The sequence below is a fragment of the Streptomyces sp. NPDC002698 genome, assembly GCF_042888945.1.
Lineage (GTDB): Bacteria > Actinomycetota > Actinomycetes > Streptomycetales > Streptomycetaceae > Streptomyces.
On the sequence record NZ_JBIAQM010000056.1, the window covers coordinates 1 to 18216 of the forward strand.

At 70.2% G+C, this 18216-nt stretch carries 17 protein-coding genes; 14 read left to right on the forward strand and 3 right to left on the reverse strand.

The genetic code is table 11. From position 1 onward, the window contains the following. Window positions 1-108 precede the first annotated feature (108 nt). From ACFYW9_RS38650 to ACFYW9_RS38690, 9 genes are all read left to right on the forward strand, one after another. Window positions 109-753, forward strand: a complete 645-nt coding sequence (locus tag ACFYW9_RS38650) for an HAD family hydrolase (protein WP_389159736.1) — start codon at window positions 109-111, stop codon at window positions 751-753. 134 nt (window positions 754-887) lie between these two features. Beyond that, window positions 888-1619 carry a VC0807 family protein gene (locus ACFYW9_RS38655; protein ID WP_389159737.1) on the forward strand — a complete coding sequence of 244 codons (732 nt, stop codon included), beginning with the start codon at window positions 888-890 and terminating at the stop codon, window positions 1617-1619. A gap of 162 nt (window positions 1620-1781) precedes the next feature. Next, window positions 1782-3005 (forward strand): MFS transporter, encoded by a 1224-nt coding sequence (locus ACFYW9_RS38660; RefSeq protein ID WP_351876111.1) that lies wholly within the window; start codon window positions 1782-1784, stop codon window positions 3003-3005. Further along, window positions 2956-4128, forward strand: coding sequence for an acetoin utilization protein AcuC (locus tag ACFYW9_RS38665; RefSeq protein WP_351876108.1), 1173 nt, complete (start codon window positions 2956-2958; stop codon window positions 4126-4128). The genes ACFYW9_RS38660 and ACFYW9_RS38665 overlap by 50 nt, the downstream gene beginning before the upstream one ends. A gap of 128 nt (window positions 4129-4256) precedes the next feature. Next, window positions 4257-5072 carry a phosphatase gene (locus ACFYW9_RS38670; RefSeq protein ID WP_389159738.1) on the forward strand — a complete coding sequence of 272 codons (816 nt, stop codon included), beginning with the start codon at window positions 4257-4259 and terminating at the stop codon, window positions 5070-5072. Window positions 5073-5201: 129 nt separating this feature from the next. Next, window positions 5202-5411 carry a helix-turn-helix domain-containing protein gene (locus ACFYW9_RS38675; protein ID WP_093781815.1) on the forward strand — a complete coding sequence of 70 codons (210 nt, stop codon included), beginning with the start codon at window positions 5202-5204 and terminating at the stop codon, window positions 5409-5411. 142 nt (window positions 5412-5553) lie between these two features. Continuing rightward, the gene (locus ACFYW9_RS38680) at window positions 5554-5652 is read left to right on the forward strand and encodes a 30S ribosomal protein bS22 (RefSeq protein ID WP_003948845.1); all 99 of its coding nucleotides are present in this window, start codon (window positions 5554-5556) and stop codon (window positions 5650-5652) included. 422 nt (window positions 5653-6074) lie between these two features. After that, window positions 6075-7136 (forward strand): NAD-dependent epimerase/dehydratase family protein, encoded by a 1062-nt coding sequence (locus ACFYW9_RS38685; RefSeq protein WP_328449666.1) that lies wholly within the window; start codon window positions 6075-6077, stop codon window positions 7134-7136. A 14-nt stretch (window positions 7137-7150) separates the two neighbouring features. Then, window positions 7151-8200, forward strand: coding sequence for a lysophospholipid acyltransferase family protein (locus tag ACFYW9_RS38690; RefSeq protein WP_389159739.1), 1050 nt, complete (start codon window positions 7151-7153; stop codon window positions 8198-8200). 107 nt (window positions 8201-8307) lie between these two features. Here the strand turns inward: ACFYW9_RS38690 and ACFYW9_RS38695 are convergent, their stop codons facing one another. The 3 genes from ACFYW9_RS38695 to ACFYW9_RS38705 all read right to left on the reverse strand — a co-directional run bounded on the left by ACFYW9_RS38695 (window position 8308) and on the right by ACFYW9_RS38705 (window position 12115). Beyond that, window positions 8308-9537, reverse strand: a complete 1230-nt coding sequence (locus ACFYW9_RS38695) for a DUF5667 domain-containing protein (RefSeq protein ID WP_389159740.1) — start codon at window positions 9535-9537, stop codon at window positions 8308-8310. A gap of 254 nt (window positions 9538-9791) precedes the next feature. After that, entirely contained in the window at window positions 9792-10562 is a 771-nt protein-coding gene (locus ACFYW9_RS38700) for an ECF subfamily RNA polymerase sigma factor, BldN family (protein WP_326786275.1), read from the reverse strand. A 611-nt stretch (window positions 10563-11173) separates the two neighbouring features. After that, window positions 11174-12115: an HAD-IB family hydrolase gene (locus ACFYW9_RS38705; RefSeq protein WP_351875730.1), complete on the reverse strand. Its 942-nt coding sequence runs from the start codon at window positions 12113-12115 to the stop codon at window positions 11174-11176. 184 nt (window positions 12116-12299) lie between these two features. Between ACFYW9_RS38705 and ACFYW9_RS38710 the strand changes: the two genes are divergently transcribed. From ACFYW9_RS38710 to ACFYW9_RS38730, 5 genes are all read left to right on the forward strand, one after another. After that, complete coding sequence (locus ACFYW9_RS38710; RefSeq protein ID WP_326786273.1) at window positions 12300-12599, forward strand: glutaredoxin family protein; 300 nt, start codon at window positions 12300-12302, stop codon at window positions 12597-12599. A gap of 342 nt (window positions 12600-12941) precedes the next feature. Continuing rightward, a complete protein-coding gene (locus tag ACFYW9_RS38715) occupies window positions 12942-13700 on the forward strand; it encodes a redox-sensing transcriptional repressor Rex (protein ID WP_351875733.1) in 759 nt (252 codons plus the stop codon). Beyond that, window positions 13697-15412: a glutamyl-tRNA reductase gene (locus tag ACFYW9_RS38720; RefSeq protein WP_389159741.1), complete on the forward strand. Its 1716-nt coding sequence runs from the start codon at window positions 13697-13699 to the stop codon at window positions 15410-15412. The genes ACFYW9_RS38715 and ACFYW9_RS38720 overlap by 4 nt, the downstream gene beginning before the upstream one ends. Further along, a complete protein-coding gene (gene hemC / locus ACFYW9_RS38725) occupies window positions 15409-16368 on the forward strand; it encodes a hydroxymethylbilane synthase (RefSeq protein ID WP_328670720.1) in 960 nt (319 codons plus the stop codon). The genes ACFYW9_RS38720 and hemC overlap by 4 nt, the downstream gene beginning before the upstream one ends. Then, entirely contained in the window at window positions 16365-18068 is a 1704-nt protein-coding gene (locus ACFYW9_RS38730; RefSeq protein WP_389159742.1) for a uroporphyrinogen-III synthase, read from the forward strand. Before hemC ends, ACFYW9_RS38730 begins: the two co-directional genes overlap by 4 nt. Window positions 18069-18216: the final 148 nt, after the last annotated feature.

Sequence of the window (18216 nt, forward strand, 5' to 3'; positions counted from 1 at the left end):
TGCAGGGGGGACCCTGTGGGAGAGTAGGACGCCGCCGAACAAATTTTGAAGAAAACCCCCGGACCGGGGACACCGGTCCGGGGGTTTTCTGCGTTTAGGGTCTTTTCCATGCGCTACGAACTGATTATTTTCGACAATGACGGTGTCCTCGTGGACAGCGAACCGATCTCCAACACCTTGCTGGCCGCCTATCTCACCGAACTGGGGCACCCCACCACCTACGAGGACTCCCTGCGTGACTACATGGGATCCGCGATGCACCGCATCCACGACCTGGTCCTGGAGCGCACCGGGCGGCGGCTGCCGGACGACTTCGACGACGTGTTCCACGCCCGCGTCTTCGCCGCTTTCGAGCGGGAGCTGAAGCCCGTCCCCGGAGCCGGCCAGGTGCTGGAGAAGCTGGCCGCGGACGGCGTGCCGTACTGCGTGGCCTCCTCCGGGAGCCATGAGCGGATCCGGGTCGGGCACCGGACGACAGGGCTCGACCGATGGTTCGACGAGGGGCGGGTCTTCAGTTCCCAGGACGTCGGGCGGGGCAAGCCGGCACCCGATCTGTTTCTCCATGCCGCCGAACGCATGGGCGTACGACCGGAGAAGTGCGCTGTCGTCGAGGACAGCCCCCTGGGCGTACAGGCGGCCGACGCGGCCGGGATGGACGTGTACGGGTTCACCGCCATGACACCGGCCGACAGGCTGGCCGGTGCCACCCAACTCTTCTCCGACATGGGGGAGTTGGTTGACCTGCTGGTATGACGGCACCCATCGTCGGGCGCTGACATTTGTCATGCCGAGCTCCGGACGATCGTTTCTGCCGGCGGGTGGGGTCCGACCGCGAAGCTGAGTACATCGAAACGGGACGTACACAGTGACGACGGAGGGACCCGATCATGAGCATCACCGCCACCGAGATCAGCACCGGAGAGACCCCCCGCGCTGCCCTGGCGGAAACGGCCACCGCCCCGGAGACCGCCGGTGCCCGGCCGAGCTTCCTGCCGCTGATCGTGGACGTGGCGGTGCCCGTCGGGTCGTACTACCTGCTCAGGAACGGGTTCGGGATGAGCACGATGGCGGCCCTCGGCTGGAGCAGCGTCGTGCCGGCCGTGCGGACCGTGTGGAGCGTGGTGAAGGAGCGCAGGGCCAACGCCCTGGCCGCGCTGATCCTGCTCGTCAACGTGGTGGGGCTCGCGCTCAGCCTGGTCGCCGGTGACCCGCGGCTGATGCTGGCGAAGGACAGCGGGGTCGGCAGCGTGATCGGGATCGGTGTCCTGGTGTCCGTGCGGCTCGGGCGGCCGATGATGACGCAGGGCATGAAGCCGTTCCTCGTGAAGGGCGACGCGGCGCGGGCCGCGGCCTGGGACCGGCTGGCGGCCGGCTCCGAGCCGTTCCGGAAGGCCGAGCGGACGTTCTCGCTGGTGTGGGGCACGGTCCTGCTCGGTGAGTGCGTCGCGCGGGTCGTGGGTGCCTACACGCTGCCGATCGACACGGTGGTCTGGCTCGGCACGGTCGTCATGATCGCCTCGATGGTCCTGGCCTTCCTGCTCAGCGGGCGCTTCGGCGTCGTCCCGATGGAGAAGATGCTGGAGCACGAGGTCGCCGCAGAGGCCGGGAAGCAGAGCTGAACGGTCCCGCGCGGAGGTCCCCGTGCCCCGCGCGGCGGACCCGGACGGGGCCGCCGCGAAGACCTCGGCAGTCCCTCCCCGCCCTCACCTCCGAAGAGCTGAGCAAAATTCACCTTCGGCTTGATCTACCCACCGGTAAGCCGGGGCCCTACGCTCGCCGCCATGACAGATGTGCTGCGGCGCGGTAGGGCCTCTTTGGCGTTCAGCTTCTTCGCTCAGGGTGCCGCCTTCGCGCTGCTCGTGACGCGTATCCCGGCCATCCAGGACCGCTACGGGATCTCCGACGCGCTGCTGCCGGCGTTCCTGGCGGCCGTGCCGGTCCTCGCCGGGCTGGGAAGCGTCGCCACCGAGCATCTGGTCAAGCGCATACCTCCCAGCCGCGTCCTGCGGTGGTCGCAGCCGGTCGTGCTGCTGGCCCTGCTCGGTGTCGGCGCCGGTGACCAGCTCGTCGAGGTGGCCGTCGCCCTCGGCGCCTTCGGCCTGGCGGTCGGCGGTCTCGACGCCTCGATGAACATGCTCGGGGTGAGTCTCCAGCGGTCGTACGGGCGCAGCATCATGCTCGGTTTCCATGCCACGTACAGCCTGGGCGGGATCGTGGGCGCCTCGCTCGCGTGGGCCGGGGCGCACTGGCATCTGCCGCTCTTCGCGTCGTACCTGCCGGTCGTGCTGGTGCTGCTGCCGCTCGCCCTGGTGGGGAGCCGGTGGTACGTCGACGCGGGCGCGGACAAGGAGGGGAAGGAGGAGGCGGTGGCCGGCGCGGGTGCCGGTCCGCTCGTCTTCCGGCTGCTGCTGCCGCTGTGTCTGGTGATGACGTTCGCCTACATCGGGGACTCGACCGTCTCCAACTGGAGCGCGAAGTACCTCAAGGACGTGCTGGGCAGTTCGGAGCAGACGGCGACCGTTCCGTACAACGTCTACATGGTGATGACGCTGGTGGGGCGTGCTGTCGGCGACTTCGGGGTGCGGCGGTTCGGGGCGGTGGCGGTGGTTCGGCTGGGTGCCGTGGTCGCCGCCCTCGGGTTCGGGGTGGTGGCGGTCGCGCCGGGAGCCGGGGTGGGCATGCTGGGGTTCACGCTGCTGGGGCTCGGGCTGTGTGTGATCGTGCCGCAGACGTTCGCGGCCGCGGGGCGGCTCTTCCCCGGGGCGTCGGACACGGCGATCGCGCGGCTGAACATCTTCAACTACGTGGGGTTCCTGATCGGTTCTCCGTTGGTGGGCGCGCTGGGCGACGCCTGGAACTACCGCGGAGCCATGCTCGTACCGATGGTGTTGGTCCTCGCGACCTTGGGGTATGCCCGCTCGTTCGAACCTCAACCGGACCGATACGGTGAGGTGCATGAGCGGCCGCGCACAGCTGATGTGGGACGAGGCAGTAACGGGGTATGACTTCGGTCCGGAGCATCCGATGGATCCGGTCCGGCTCCGGCTGACCAAGGGGCTCGTCGACGCCTTCGGGCTCGACCGGGCAGTCGACGTCGTCGCGGCGAAGGCCGCCGGGGACTCGACCCTGCGGCTGGTGCACCGCGAGGACTATGTGGCGGCGGTCAGGGCCGCGTCCGCCGATCCCGGGTCCGCCGACGCGTCGTACGGCCTCGGGACCATGGACGATCCCGCGTTCACCGGGATGCACGAGGTGTCCGCGATGATCGCCGGGCAGTCCGTGGGCGCCGCGGAGGCCGTGTGGCGCGGGGAGGCGCTGCACGCGGTGAACTTCGCGGGCGGGCTGCACCACGCGATGCCCGGCGCCGCCTCCGGGTTCTGCATCTACAACGACGCCGCTCTCGCCATCGCCCGCCTCCTGGAGCTGGGTGCCGAGCGGGTGGTGTACATCGATGTCGACGTGCACCACGGTGACGGTGTCCAGGCGGTCTTCTGGGAGGATCCGCGGGTTCTGACGATCTCGCTGCACGAGCACCCGCGGACGCTGTTCCCGGGGACCGGGTGGCCCGAGGAGACCGGGGCGGGCAGTGCGGAGGGTACGGCCGTCAATGTCGCGTTGCCGGCGGGTACCGGGGACGCGGGCTGGCTGCGGGCGTTCCACTCGGTGGTGCCCGAGCTGATCGCCGACTTCCGGCCGCAGGTGCTGGTCACCCAGCACGGCGCGGACACCCACTTCGAGGACCCGCTCGCGCACCTGGCCGTATCGCTCGACGCGCAGCGGGCCGTGCAGGTCGCCTGTCACGACCTGGCGCACACGTACGCCGACGGACGCTGGGTCGCGCTGGGGGGTGGCGGATACGCGGTGGTGGAGGTGGTGCCGCGCTCGTGGACGCATCTGGTGGCCGTGGCGGCGGGCCGTCCCGTCGAGCCCGAGACGGTGATCCCGGAGAGCTGGCGGCAGGAGGTCTTCGCCCACACCCGGCAGCTGGCGCCGATGCGGATGACGGACGGACGGTGGCCGGTGTCCTGGAAGGACTGGGAGTCGGGGTACGACCCTGCGGACCGTCTCGACCAGGCGATCGTGGCGACACGCAAGGCCGTGTTCCCGCTGCGGGGGATGCTCCCTTAGCCGGGGGCTTCGCGGCGGGGGCCGGTACCGTCCTCCCACCGCCGTCACGGGTGGACCTTTAGGCCAACTGTGGGGCATATGGCCCATGTTGCGCATCCGGCACCGGCGGATGCGCCAGCATCGCTGACGTGTTGAGCACCGGCGCTTTGCGTGCCCATCTTCTGGCCGCCCGGCTCGCCGGGCCCGTGGCCACCTCGCGCGAGGAGAGCCTGCGCAGCTACCGGCTCTTCGCCGCCCGCGACCCCCGCCTGATGCTCGGACTTGATCCCGAATGGACGTGGCGCCAGCGGGATTTGATCGAGTTGATGGCCGACAAATGCGGAGTTTCGGCTGATCCATCACATACTTCGGGGCATGATGTGATCGACCCGGAGCGGACGCTGGCGGCCCTCGACGCCTTCGCGGAACGGCTCGGCGAAGCCGCCCGGCGTCGTCACCCTGTGCTCCTCGGTACGGGTCACCCGCACCGGCTGATCGATTTCTACGCCGCACTCGCGGACGCCCTGTCAGCGGCGGGGTGTGCCGTCCTCACCCCCGCGCAGGGTAGCTCTATCGACATAACGACCCGGTTCGGTCTACGCACGTACAGCCTCGACTACGTACAAGGTGTCGCGCTGGTGCGCGAACCCGAGGGCGGAGCCGCCGGTCGTGCGACCGGCGCACACACCCATTCACCCCTCCCGGTCCGGACCGTTCTGGCGGCCGCCGCCGCGGGCGCGGGGCCCCTCCCGGAGCTGGTCATCGGGGACCACGGATGGGTCTGCGGGGCAGGTCAGCTGGGGTTCGAGGCCATCGGCCTCGCCGATACGGACGATCCCGCGCTGTTTGTCGGAGAGGCAGAGGGGCGGGTGTCCGTCGCCGTTCCCCTAGATGACGCTGTGCGGTCTGATTACTACCGACCGCTTACTCGCTATGTACTCAATCGAGCGTGTCTGTCACAGTAGGCGGCCGATGGCATCTCCTCTTCCCCACTCGCATCACCCGCCCCTACATTGGGGAGTGAGTGCGCAACGACGAAGAGTCACCGGAAGGGGAAGCCGGTGACCGTCGAGTGCGGAAGGTTCAGGTGTGACATGGCTGCAGGCGAGAGGCCTCTGAACGAGGTCCAGTTCCTTACCGTGGCGGAGGTCGCCTCGGTGATGCGAGTGTCGAAGATGACCGTGTACCGCTTGGTGCACAGCGGTCATCTGCCGGCGATCCGGGTGGGGAGGTCCTTCCGGGTGCCGGAGCAAGCGGTTCACGAGTACCTCCGCGAGAGCTACGTGGGGGTGGAGACCGCCTGACGGCGTTCCGGGAGACCGTTCGCGATCTCCCGGAAACACCTCGATTACGACCTCGGCTCTCGGGCGGGTAGGCTGGCCCCTCATAGGTCGTGTGGGCCCATGCAGCCCAGCACCGAGTAAAGAGAAGTGAGCGAGGGTAGTCGTGGGCTCTGTTATCAAGAAGCGGCGCAAGCGGATGGCGAAGAAGAAGCACCGCAAGCTGCTCAAGCGCACTCGCGTTCAGCGTCGCAACAAGAAGTAAGCGACGCCGCGGAAACGCGTACTGTGGCCTCTCACCAGCAGGTGGGGGGCCACAGGCGTATCCGGCCGGGGAAAGGCGGCTCAAGGGCCGGAGAGGGGCCGGAGAAGGGCCGGAGAAGGGCCGGAGAAGGCCGCGCGGCGGCCGGCCGGGGCTTCTGTGCGGCGGCCGGGTACTCCCGGCGCGGCGGTGGCCCGGGAAGAGGAACCCCGAAAAACCGCTCGACCGTCGAACGTCTTCGGCCATGTGCGCCGTGTCCGTCTGTGGGCCGAATGGCTGGGTCTGGTCGCAGGTCCACGGCTGTCGTCACTTCGTGCATCGGGTGGTCATCACAGCGCAACATCAACCCGCTAAGTTGGCCGCACACGGGGAACCCGGCAGGTACGAGCGGAGCTACGTCCAGTTCTGGAAGGAAGGCGCTGATCTTGGGGAAGGTCGTGCTCGTGACCGGGGTGGCCCGGCGTCTCGGGGGCCGGTTCGTACGACAGATCCAGCGTGACCCGCAGGTGGACCGGGTGATCGCCGTGGACGCGGTGCCTCCCGAGCACCACATCGGTGGCGCCGACTTCGTGCAGGCCGACATCCGCCAGCCCACCATCGCCCGGCTGCTCGCCGAGTACTCCGTCGACACGGTCGTCCACATGGACGTGACGGGCACGGCGCTGGGCTCCGGCAGCCGGACCACGGTCAAGGAGACCAACGTCATCGGCACCATGCAGCTCCTCGGTGCCTGCCAGAAGTCCCCGACGGTCAAGCGGCTCGTCGTGAAGTCCAGCACGAACGTCTACGGTTCGGCGCCGCGCGACCCCGCCGTCTTCACCGAGACCACCTCGCCCAAGTCGCTGCCCAGCGGCGGCTTCGCGAAGGACACGGTCGAGGTCGAGGGCTACGTACGCGGCTTCGCGCGCCGCAGGCCCGATGTCGCCGTGTGCGTGCTGCGGTTCGCCAACATCCTCGGCCCGAGCGCGGATTCGCCGCTCGCCTCGTACTTCTCGCTGCCGGTGCTGCCGACGGTGTTCGGCTACGACCCGCGGCTCCAGTTCGTCCACGAGAGCGACGTCATCGAGGTACTGCGGCTCGCCGCGCACGACCCGCGGCGGGGCACGCTCAACAGCGGCACGTTCAACATCGCCGGGGACGGCGTCCTGCTGCTCTCGCAGTGCGCGCGGCGGCTCGGACGGCCCACGGTCCCGCTCCTGCTGCCGGCCCTCAGCTGGGTCGGTACGGCCGTGCGTACCCTGGGGGTGACGGACTTCTCGCCCGAGCAGCTGCGGCTGCTCACGCACGGCAGGGTGGTCGCGACGGTCCAGATGCGCGAAACCCTGGGCTACCAGCCGAAGTACACGACGGCGGAGGCCTTCGCGGACTTCGCCCGGAGCAGGGGTCCCGGACTCCTGCCCCCGGAGGCCCTTGCGGGGGCCGTGGACAAGATCGCCGCGCTGCCTGCTCTGGGCGGCGGCCACCCCCCGACGCAGAGCGCCAACTGAGGAGCGCATCAACGATGGCGGACGCCAAGGTCATTCCGTTCGACGACGACCGCTCGCGCGGGGCTGCGGCGCAGCGCCCGGCGAGGCGCCGGGCCGGGGGAAGCCGGCGCAAGGGTGAGCCCGTGGTCGTGCGCGAGGTCCAGCCCATGCCAGGGCGGACCCTTCCGCAGGATGATGTTCCCGTGACACAGGAGGAACAGCCCCGGAAGCCCCAGCAGGGCGGTACGAGCCTGGAGCAGCGCATCGCGGGGGGCCTGTCCTTCCTGCGCCGCAGGCTCACCGGCGACTACGAGGTCGACGAGTTCGGGTACGACCAGGAGCTGACCGACCAGGTCCTGATGTCACTGATCCGGCCGGTGTACGAGAAGTACTTCCGCGTCGAGGTGAAGGGCGTCGAGAACATCCCGTCCGACGGTGGCGCCCTGATCGTCGCCAACCACTCGGGCACGCTTCCGCTGGACGGCCTGATGATGCAGGTCGCCGTCCACGACAACCACCCCGCGAACCGTCACTTGCGGCTGCTCGCCGCCGACCTGGTGTTCATGCTGCCGGTCGTCAACGAGCTGGCCCGCAAGGCCGGTCACACCCTGGCCTGCTCGGAGGACGCCGAACGGCTGCTGGAGCGCGGTGAACTGGTCGGGGTGATGCCGGAGGGCTTCAAGGGCATCGGCAAGCCGTTCAGCGAGCGCTACAAGCTCCAGCGGTTCGGCCGGGGCGGCTTCGTCTCGACGGCGCTGCGCGCCGGCACCCCGATCATTCCGTGCTCGATCGTCGGGGCGGAGGAGATCTACCCGATGATCGGCAACGCGAAGACCCTCGCGCGGCTGCTGGGATTCCCGTACTTCCCGATCACGCCGACCTTCCCGTGGCTGGGCCCGCTCGGCGCGGTCCCGCTGCCCACCAAGTGGACGATCCAGTTCGGCGAGCCGATCCGCACGGACGGTTATCCGCCGGAGGCGGCGGACGATCCGATGCTGATGTTCAACCTGACCGACCAGGTCAGGGAGCAGATCCAGCACACCCTGTACAAGCTGCTGGTCCAGCGCAGGTCCGTGTTCTTCTGATCATGCAGTTACGATTCTGTTGATCATGTACTGATATGCCGGTACGTCGATGGGGGCGCCCTCCCCGAGGAGGGCGCCCCCATCGACGTACCACGGTGGCGGTCCGGTCAGTCGCTGTCCTGTGTGTCGATGCCGAGGCCCGGCAGGAGGCCGGGGAGCAGCGGCGGCAGGGTGACATCGGGTTCGCTCGTCGCGCTGCTCTTGCTGCTGCCGGACGACGGAGAGGTGCTGGTGTCGTCCTGCGGCGGGTCGAGCAGACCGCCGGTGCTGCCGCCGAGCAGGCCCTCGCCGCTGCTGCCCGAACTGGACGGCTTGGGCTTGCCGCTGCTGTGGCTCTCGCCCGTCGATCCGCTGCTGGCGCTGGGTGCCGGAGTCTCCGCGCCCGGCGGGGCGGTGGACTCCTCGCTCTTGCCCCGGTGACGGCCGGTGCCCTCGGGGGCGGGCGTCCTGGGCAGCAGCGAGCGCAGCGGGTCGACCTCGTCGTCTATGGCCTCGAAGACCGACGAGACCTGGTCACTGACGTCACCGAGCTGCACGGGCAGTCGGTCGCGCAGTGCGCCCCAGGCCTCGCGGTGCGACTGGGAGAACGCGGACAGGGTCTGGATGGGGCCCAGTGAGCCGTCCCGTTCGTACGCCTCGTGCAGCAGCCGGTGACCCTCGGAGGCGTCGTGCTGCATGCCGGACAGAGCGCGGCGGATCTCGCCCATGGACTCGTGGTCGAGGTGTCCCGAGCGGCCCCGCTCCATCAGCCGACGGGCTTCGCTCAGGCGGTTCGAGGCCTGGTCGAGGTAGAGCTCGCCCCGGTCGCTGTCGCCGTCGGCCAGACCCAGCTTGATGTCTTCCATGCCGCGTTTGAGCCCGTAGAGCGAGTCACCGGGCAGGGCGTCGGAGCTCGCGGCGGCCACACCGCCGAAGGCTCCGGCGGCCACACCGACGGTGAGCCCGCCCGCGGCCAGTCCTTTGGACAGCCGGGACCGGGGCCGCAGCTTCCCCAGTCCGGTCGCCCGGTGCGAGCCCTTGGCCCTGTGGGACCGCTGTTCGGGCAGGCCACGGTCCGGACCCTCGCCTCCGGCGGCGGTGCCTTCCTGCAGCATGGCCTCCATCGCGGCGACGAGCTGGGCTCGCTGCACGATCTTGACCTCCGGGTCCAGCTCCGGTTGGGGCAGCTCGCCGAGACCGGTGGCGAGGGCCAACAGCAGCCCTTGCCCGGTCTGTTCCGCAGCAGCCCGGGACGGTGCCGACCCATCGGGCTGCTCGGCCGCCGTGCCCTGGTCGATCTCCTCCAGGGCCTGGGCGAAGGCGTTCGCCCGCCGGTGTGTTGATACGTTCGCGATCACTGGCGGCACCTCCTCTCGTCATGACGGTCGACTCCCCAGGGGGTCCTGAGGGTTGCACCCCCTGGCCGTGTCCACACGATCGGGTGACCGGCGGCGGCCAAGGCGTGACCACAGGGAGCCTGTATCCCGCACAACGAGCGTCACGGCACTTGGGTTACGGACGACAGATGTGCGGACCGCGAAGTCAACAGACTTTTACAGAAGGTGAGTTGGACGTCGCTGAGCGTGCGGGGCCACTGTGGTCGAAAGCGGGCTCAGCGGACGTCTTCGGGCAGGAGCCGGGCCAGTGTGCGGACGGCCCGGTACTGGAGGGTCTTGATGGCGCCCTCGTTCTTGCCCATCACCCGGGCGGTCTCGGCGACCGAGAGCCCCTGGAGGAAGCGGAGTGTCACGCACTCCTGCTGCTGAGGGTTGAGCCGTTTCACGGCGTCGAGCAGTGCGGCGTTCGACAGGGACTCCAGGACGGAGTCCTCGGGGGAACGCTCGACCTCGTTGGCGTCGAGCATCTCGCCGGTGGTCACTTCCAGCCGGAAGCGGCTGGACTTGAAATGGTCGGCCACCAGGTTCCGGGCGATGGTCACGAGCCAGGCGCCGAAGTCACGCCCCTGCCAGGTGAAGGTGCCGATCCGTCGCAGCGCCCGCAGAAAGGTCTCACTGGTGAGGTCCTCGGCGGTCGCCTTACCTCCAACCCGGTAGTAGATGTAGCGGTACACGGTGTCGCTGTACTGGTCGTAGAGCCGTCCGAAGGCGTCGGCCTCGCCGGCCTGGGCGCGCTCCACGAGATCCATCATCCGGGCGCTGTCACTGTCCGCGGCCGGACGGCGTGCGGTGGTGGCCGAGCCTGAGCGGCCCCGCCTGCCGACCGCCGCGTTGCCGTCGGCCAGGGCGTAGCAAGGTCCGACGGGCGCGGGGAGGGCGAAGGCGGGGACGGCGTACGCGGTGGGGACGAAGCCGCGCAGACGGTCCAGGACCGTTGCGCGCAGCGTAGCCAGGCCCGAGGCGTCAACCCCGACGTGTGAGTACACGGGACTCCCAGAGGCAGAGCTTCCATCACGTGCAGTGCGGGACCTTTCACCCGTCGTGGCGACGGAAGGGCACCGGTTTGCGTCTGAGGAGAATAACGCTTCGTACAGGCAGCGCTACACCCAGTTGCTAAAATCATCGATTACGACGGTTTTGGCACGGGTCGATGCCTGTTCAAGTACCGATCGGCGATCGCTTGTTGATCGCATCGGTTCGTGTTCCGTCTGAGTGCAGGGCGTGTTGTGCCCGCCTGCGGAACGCGCGACTGAGTCGCCCACCACGTGGGTATGACCATGTGATTGCCTCGCGGAGCAGGGCTCCCGCCCCAGGTCCGGACAGGTTTTCGCCCCCTCCGCCCCTACCCGTCCCACCCCGGGGCTCCGCCCCGGACCCCGCTCCTCAAACGCCGGAGGGGCTGAAAATCACGCCCGTGAGGGACGACACCCAAGCCACCGCACACCCGCAGCCGGGATCCGGCGCGAGGGGACGTGCCGGTACATCGATGCCCGTCGCCACCGACGCCCACCCCTCACCCGACGGCGACGGGCTGATGCACCGGCACGGCCCCGACCCACCACCGGACCGACACCGACACCGAGGCGCCGGAAGCGAGCTAGCGACGCCGCCGGTGCAGCGCGATCGCGGCGGCCGTGCCGCCGGCCACGGCGCCGACCCCGGCCGCGGCGGGAATCCCGACCTTCGCGGCCTTGCGCGCGGTGCGGTAGTCCCGCAGCCGCCAGTCGAAGTCCCGCGCGTGCTTGCGCAGTTTCGAGTCCGGGTTGATCGCGTACGGGTGTCCGACCAGCGAGAGCATCGGAATGTCGTTGTGCGAGTCGCTGTACGCGGCGCAGCGCGACAGGTCCAGGTCCTCGGCGGACGCCAGCGCCCGCACGGCCTCCGCCTTCGCCGGCCCGTGCAGCGGCTCACCGACCAGCTTGCCGGTGTAGATCCCGTCCACCGACTCCGCGACGGTACCGAGCGCACCCGTGAGACCGAGCCGCCGCGCGATCACCGTGGCGATCTCCACCGGCGCCGCCGTGACGAGCCACACCTTCTGGCCGGCGTCCAGGTGCGCCTGGGCGAGCGCGCGGGTACCGGGCCAGATCCGCTCGGCCATGTACTCGTCGTAGATCTCCTCGCCGATCGACATCAGCTCGGAGACCCGGTGGCCCTTCACGATCGACAGCGCGGAGTCACGCGCTTCCTGCATGTGCTCGGGGTCCTCGACGCCGGCCAGCCTGAACCACGCCTGCTGCCAGGCGAACTTCGCGAGGTCGCGGGTCTCGAAGAACTTCCGCTTGTACAGCCCGCGCCCGAAGTGGAAGAGGGCGGCGCCTTGCATCACGGTGTTGTCGAGATCGAAGAACGCGGCGGCCTTGTCGTCGCCGAGCACCGGGAAGTCGGGTTCCTCCACGGCGTCCGGTGGCGCCAGTTCTTCCAGTTCCCGCAGCTCCTGCGAGGACTTGCGCGCTGCCTCCGCAGAGGCCTCGCCTGCCAACACGCTCCGCGCCGTGGCGGAGCGCCTACGGGGAGTGAGCCATCCGAGAGCGGCCATGTCGTGAGCATAGCCAGTCTGTTCGGCGCTTCCGGAGTCGACAGGATTCGGTGCTGTGAACTCTCCGAGGCCATGCCGTTAAACGAGCGGTCCGGCGCGCCGCCGGTCGGCGCGTCGGACCTCGTGCGCGGGTCGGGCCCGCGCGAGGCGCCGGGCGTGCCCGCCGGGCGTCCGGGGCGGGAGAATGGCACGCATGAGCCCCATGTTCCGGCGCAGCGACCGCCGTACGGAGACGAAGGCGCCCGCGGAGCACCTGGTCACGCTGATCAGGAAGCCCGGGTGTCATCTGTGTGATGACGCACAGGAAGTGATCGAGAAGGTGTGTTCCGATCTCGGGGTTCCCTGGGAGGGGAAGGACATCACCGAGGACGAGGAGCTGCACCGCCGCTACTGGGAGCAGATCCCGGTCGTGCTGGTGGACGGCGCGCAGCACACCTTCTGGCGCGTGAACGAGGAACGCCTTCGCAAAGCCCTGGCGCGGTGAGCCGCGAGCGGGGAGGCCGGGCGCGCCCGTGATGTATCCCGACTTGTGACCTGCCCGAGCAGTCCTGGGCGTCCGGAAAGTCGCCTAGGATCGACGGCGATTGGTCTCGGGGGCGGGATTCGTTGAGGAGAGTGTGCGGTTTTGCCCCCTTCAGGTGCGGAGCGGAGTCGTCCGCGCGCCGGTTGCATACGGGCGTGCCGGGCATGCGTGACCCCGGTCACGTTGGCCGGGCAAATCGGACACCGTCTTTGTGCACGCGTTCACAAAGACATAGCCTGCATTCGACGGGGCGGTCCGGGAACGTGTGACCGCCTGCAGCCCCGCTCTACCCGCAGGAGCACCGTGGCAACTGGCCGAACTCACCGACCGGCGACCCGCAGCCGAGGAATTCCCGAGGCCACCGTCGCCCGGCTTCCGCTGTACCTCCGAGCCCTCACCGCACTGTCGGAGCGCTCGGTACCCACGGTCTCATCCGAGGAACTCGCGGCCGCGGCGGGGGTCAACTCCGCGAAGCTGCGCAAGGACTTCTCCTACCTCGGCTCCTACGGGACGCGTGGTGTGGGGTACGACGTCGAGTATCTCGTGTACCAGATCTCCCGCGAACTGGGCCTGACCCAGGACTGGCCGGTAGTGATCGTCGGCATCGGCAACCTCGGTGCGGCACTGGCCAACTACGGAGGGTTCGCGTCCCGCGGATTCCGCGTGGCCGCGCTCATCGACGCCGATCCCGCGATGGCCGGCAAGCCCGTCGCCGGGATCCCGGTGCAGCACACGGACGACCTGGAAAGGATCATCGACGAGAACGGTGTCTCGATCGGTGTCATCGCGACCCCGGCCGGGGCCGCCCAGCCCGTCTGCGACCGTCTGGTCGCCGCCGGAGTCACCTCCATCCTGAACTTCGCGCCGACCGTCCTGACCGTCCCGGACGGCGTCGACGTGCGCAAGGTCGATCTCTCCATCGAGCTGCAGATCCTCGCGTTCCACGAGCAGCGCAAGGCCGGCGAGGAGGCCGAGGCGCAGGCCGGTGCCGCCGCCCAGGCCGAGCGGGAGAACAACGGCAAAGGGCCCGACGGGGACGTCCCCGCCGTGATGCCGGCATGAGTCTCCTCGTCGTCGGGCTGAGCCACCGCAGTGCTCCGGTCAGCGTCCTCGAACGGGCCGCGCTGTCCGCGGACGCGCAGGTCAAGCTGCTCCAGGACACCCTCGCCACCGAGCCGGCCACCGAGGGCGCGGTCCTCGCGACCTGCAACCGCATCGAGCTGTACGCCGACGTGGACAAGTTCCACGCGGGCGTCGCCGAGCTGTCCACGCTCCTCGCCCAGCACAGCGGCGTCGGCCTGGAGGAGCTCACTCCCCACCTGTACGTGCACTACGAGGACCGGGCCGTCCACCACCTCTTCTCGGTGGCCTGCGGCCTCGACTCGATGGTCGTCGGCGAGGGCCAGATCCTCGGCCAGATCAAGGACGCGCTCGCCACCGCGCAGGAACTGCACACCGCGGGCCGCCTCCTGAACGACCTGTTCCAGCAGGCCCTGCGGGTCGGCAAGCGCGCCCACTCCGAGACCGGCATCGACCGCGCCGGACAGTCCCTGGTCACCTTCGGCCTGGAGCAGCTGTCCGCCGGACGGCCCGTCGAGCTCTGGGCCAAGGACAAGAAGGCCCTGGTCATCGGCGCGGGATCGATGTCCTCGCTGGCCGCCGCGACGCTCGCGCGCGTCGGCGTCGGCGAGATCGTGATCGCCAACCGCACCCCCGACCGCGCCGAGCGCCTCGCCGAGATCCTCACCGGCGGCGACGACACGGACGTGCTGGCCCGCGCGGTACCGATGGACTCGGTGCCGGTCGAGCTGACACGTGCCGACATCGCCGTCTCGTGCACCGGGGCGACCGGACTCGTCCTGACGGCCGAGACCGTCGCGGCCGCCGTCGAAGGACGTACGGGAACGCCCGCGGCACGGCGCGAGACGGCGGCCGGCCCGGCCGGTCACCTCGCTCCCGCCGACGCCGGAGCCGAGGACGCCTGCCCGCTGGACCTGTCCGCCGTGCAGGGCGCCACCGGCTTCTCCGTCATGGGAGAGGCCGCCGTCGCCGGCATGGACGCGGCCACCCTGGAGCAGCACGCCGCCTGGGTGGACAAGGGCACCGGAACCGTCGAGCGCCGCGACAGCCGTCGTACGCCCGCCGAGGACGCCGAAGCCGACGCCGAGATCATCGCCGCGCTGGCCGCCTCCGCGGCGACGGCGGGCCGCATCCCCGAGCGCCGCAGGCCCGAACCCGTCGCCGAGGCACCCCGCCCCGCGCCGGTGCTCACGCTCCTCGACCTCGCGATGCCCCGTGACATCGACGCGGCCGTGCACCGGCTGCTCGGTGTACGGTTCGTCGACCTGGAGACGCTCGCCGAGGCCTCCGCGGACGCGCCGATGGCCGCCGATGTGGACCAGGTGCGCCGGATCGTCTCCGACGAGGTGGCCGCGTTCGGCGCCGCCCAGCGGGCAGCGCACATCACGCCCACCGTCGTCGCGCTGCGAGCCATGGCCGCCGACGTCGTCGCGAACGAGATCTCGCGGCTGGACGGACGGCTGCCGGACCTCGACGACAAGCAGCGGGGCGAGATCACCCAGACCGTGCGGCGCGTCGTCGACAAACTGCTGCACGCGCCGACCGTACGGGTCAAGCAGCTCGCCGCCGAACCCGGCGGCGCCGGGTACGCGGACGCGCTGCGGACCCTGTTCGACCTGGACCCGGAGACGGTCGCCGCCGTCTCGCGGGCCGAGAACAACACCGAGAACGCCAAGAACCGAGGGCGAGCATGAGTGAGCAGGCTTTGAGGCTGGGGACCAGGCGCAGCAAACTCGCCATGGCCCAGTCCGGGCAGGTGGCGGATGCCGTGAGCCGGGTGACCGGACGGCCCGTCGAGCTCGTTGAGATCACGACGTACGGCGATGTCTCCCGCGAGAACCTCGCGCAGATCGGCGGCACGGGCGTCTTCGTGACCGCGCTGCGCGAGGCACTGGTGCGCGGGGAGGTCGACTTCGCCGTGCACTCCCTCAAGGATCTGCCGACCGCGCAGCCCGAGAACCTCGCGCTGGCCGCCGTGCCGGTGCGCGAGGACGTCCGCGACGTGCTCGTCGCCCGCGACGGACTGACCTTCGAGCGGCTTCCGGACGGCGCGCGCGTCGGCACCGGTTCGCCGCGTCGTATGGCCCAGCTCAACGCGTACGCGCGCAGTCACGGCATGTCGATCGAGACGGTCGCCATCCGAGGCAACGTCGACACCCGAATCGGGTACGTCCACTCCGGGGAGCTCGACGCCGTCGTCCTCGCCGCGGCCGGACTCAACCGGATCGGCCGCATCGACGAGGTCACCGACTTCCTGCCGGTCGACACCGTTCTGCCCGCCCCCGGCCAGGGGGCCCTGGCGATAGAGTGCGCCGCGGACAACGCGGACCTCGTCGCCGCGCTCGCCGAGCTCGACGACCCGTTCACCCGGGCCGCCGTGACCGCCGAGCGATCTCTGCTTGCCGCCCTGGAGGCCGGCTGCAGCGCTCCCGTGGGCGCGTACGCCGACCTGCTGGCCGACGGGCAGATTGTCAAGGAGATGCGCCTGCGCGGCGTCGTCGGCATGACCGACGGCTCGACGCTGGTGCAGCTGTCCACCACCGGTCCCGTGCCCGAGACACATGACCAAGCGATGTCGCTCGGCCGTGAACTCGCTGCCGAGATGCTTGCCAAGGGCGCGGCCGGTCTGATGGGGGAGCGAGCACTGTGAGCCCCACCAAATTTCCCACCGTTCCGGTCCACGGACACGTCACCTTCCTGGGTGCCGGACCCGGAGATCCAGGGCTGCTGACACTGCGCGCCGTGGAGGCGCTGGCGAACGCGGACGTCCTCGTCGCCGAGCACGACGTGCTCGACGTGGTGCGCGTTCACGCCAGACAAGGCGTCGCCGTTCTGAGTACGGATCCGGACACTTCGCCGGTTCCGCACCCGGGCACAGGCACGCCTCAGCTGACGGTTGTTGACGGCGTGTCAACGACCGTTGGTGACCCCGCGTCGAGGGACGCCGCCAATCTTGTCATGACGGCCGCGCGGGGCGGCAAGCGGGTCGTACGTGCGGTGTCCGGTGACCCCGGGCTCGACACCTACGCAGCCGAGGAGATGCTGGCCTGCGTCGCCGCGGGTGTTCCGTTCGAGGTGGTGCCCGGCATCGCGGCCGCCGTCGGTGTGCCCGCGTACGCGGGTGTGCCACTGCGGGACGCCCAGGGCGCGGACGTACGGTTCGTCGACGCGCGGACCGCCTCGAACCGCTGCTGGACCGAGGTCGGCGCCTCCGACGGCACCGTCGTGGTGTCGTCGACGCTCGATTCGGTGGCCGCGGCCGCGGGTGAGCTGGTGGCCTCCGGCCGCAAGCCCGACACCCCGATGTCCGTGACGATCGCCGGTACGACGACCCGCCAGCGCACCTGGTCGGCCACCCTCGGCACGATCGCGCAGACGCTGAAGCAGGCGAAGGTGCTGCCGTCCCCGGACGGTGGCCGCCCGGTCATAGCCGTGGTCGGTGAGCGTTCCGCCGCCGCCCAGCGCGACCAGCTGTCGTGGTTCGAGTCCAAGCCGCTGTTCGGCTGGAAGGTGCTCGTGCCGCGTACGAAGGAGCAGGCGGCGTCGCTCTCCGACCAGCTGCGGTCGTACGGGGCCGTGCCCTACGAGGTGCCGACGATCGCCGTCGAGCCCCCGCGCACGCCCCAGCAGATGGAGCGCGCGGTCAAGGGCCTGGTGACGGGCCGCTACGAGTGGATCGCCTTCACCTCGGTCAACGCCGTCAAGGCGGTCCGGGAGAAGTTCGAGGAGTACGGCCTCGACGCGCGTGCCTTCGCGGGCATCAAGGTCGCGGCGGTCGGCGAGCAGACCGCGAACGCGCTCGTCGCCTTCGGTGTGAAGCCGGACCTGGTGCCGAGCGGTGAGCAGTCGGCCGCGGGCCTGCTGGAGGACTGGCCGCCCTACGACCCGGTCTTCGACCCGATCGACCGTGTCTTCCTGCCCCGGGCCGACATCGCCACGGAGACCCTCGTCGCCGGGCTCATCGAGCTGGGCTGGGAGGTCGACGACGTCACGGCGTACCGCACCGTGCGCGCGTCGCCGCCGCCGGCCGACACCCGTGAGGCGATCAAGAGCGGCGGCTTCGACGCGGTGCTCTTCACCTCGTCGTCGACCGTGCGGAACCTGGTCGGCATCGCCGGCAAGCCGCACAACGTGACCGTGATCGCCTGCATCGGTCCGGCTACGGCCAAGACGGCCGAGGAGCACGGGCTGCGGGTGGACGTGATGGCTCCCGAGCCCTCCGTGCACAAGCTGGCGGAGGCACTGGCCGAGTTCGGCCTGCGCCGCCGTGCCGCCGCGCTGGACGCCGGTGACCCGGTGACCCGCCCGAGCGAGCGCCGCCCGGGCTCGCGCAGGCGCCGGACCACCTGACGCCCCGCGCCCTCGAAGCGCACACGCCCCGCCGCCTCCTACGGGAGACGGCGGGGCGTGCTTCGTTCGCGCGGCGGCTCAGACGGACGGCAGGAAGGCCGCCCGTCAGAGCGCCGTTCCGGGGAGCGTGGTGCCGTGCCTGCCGTGC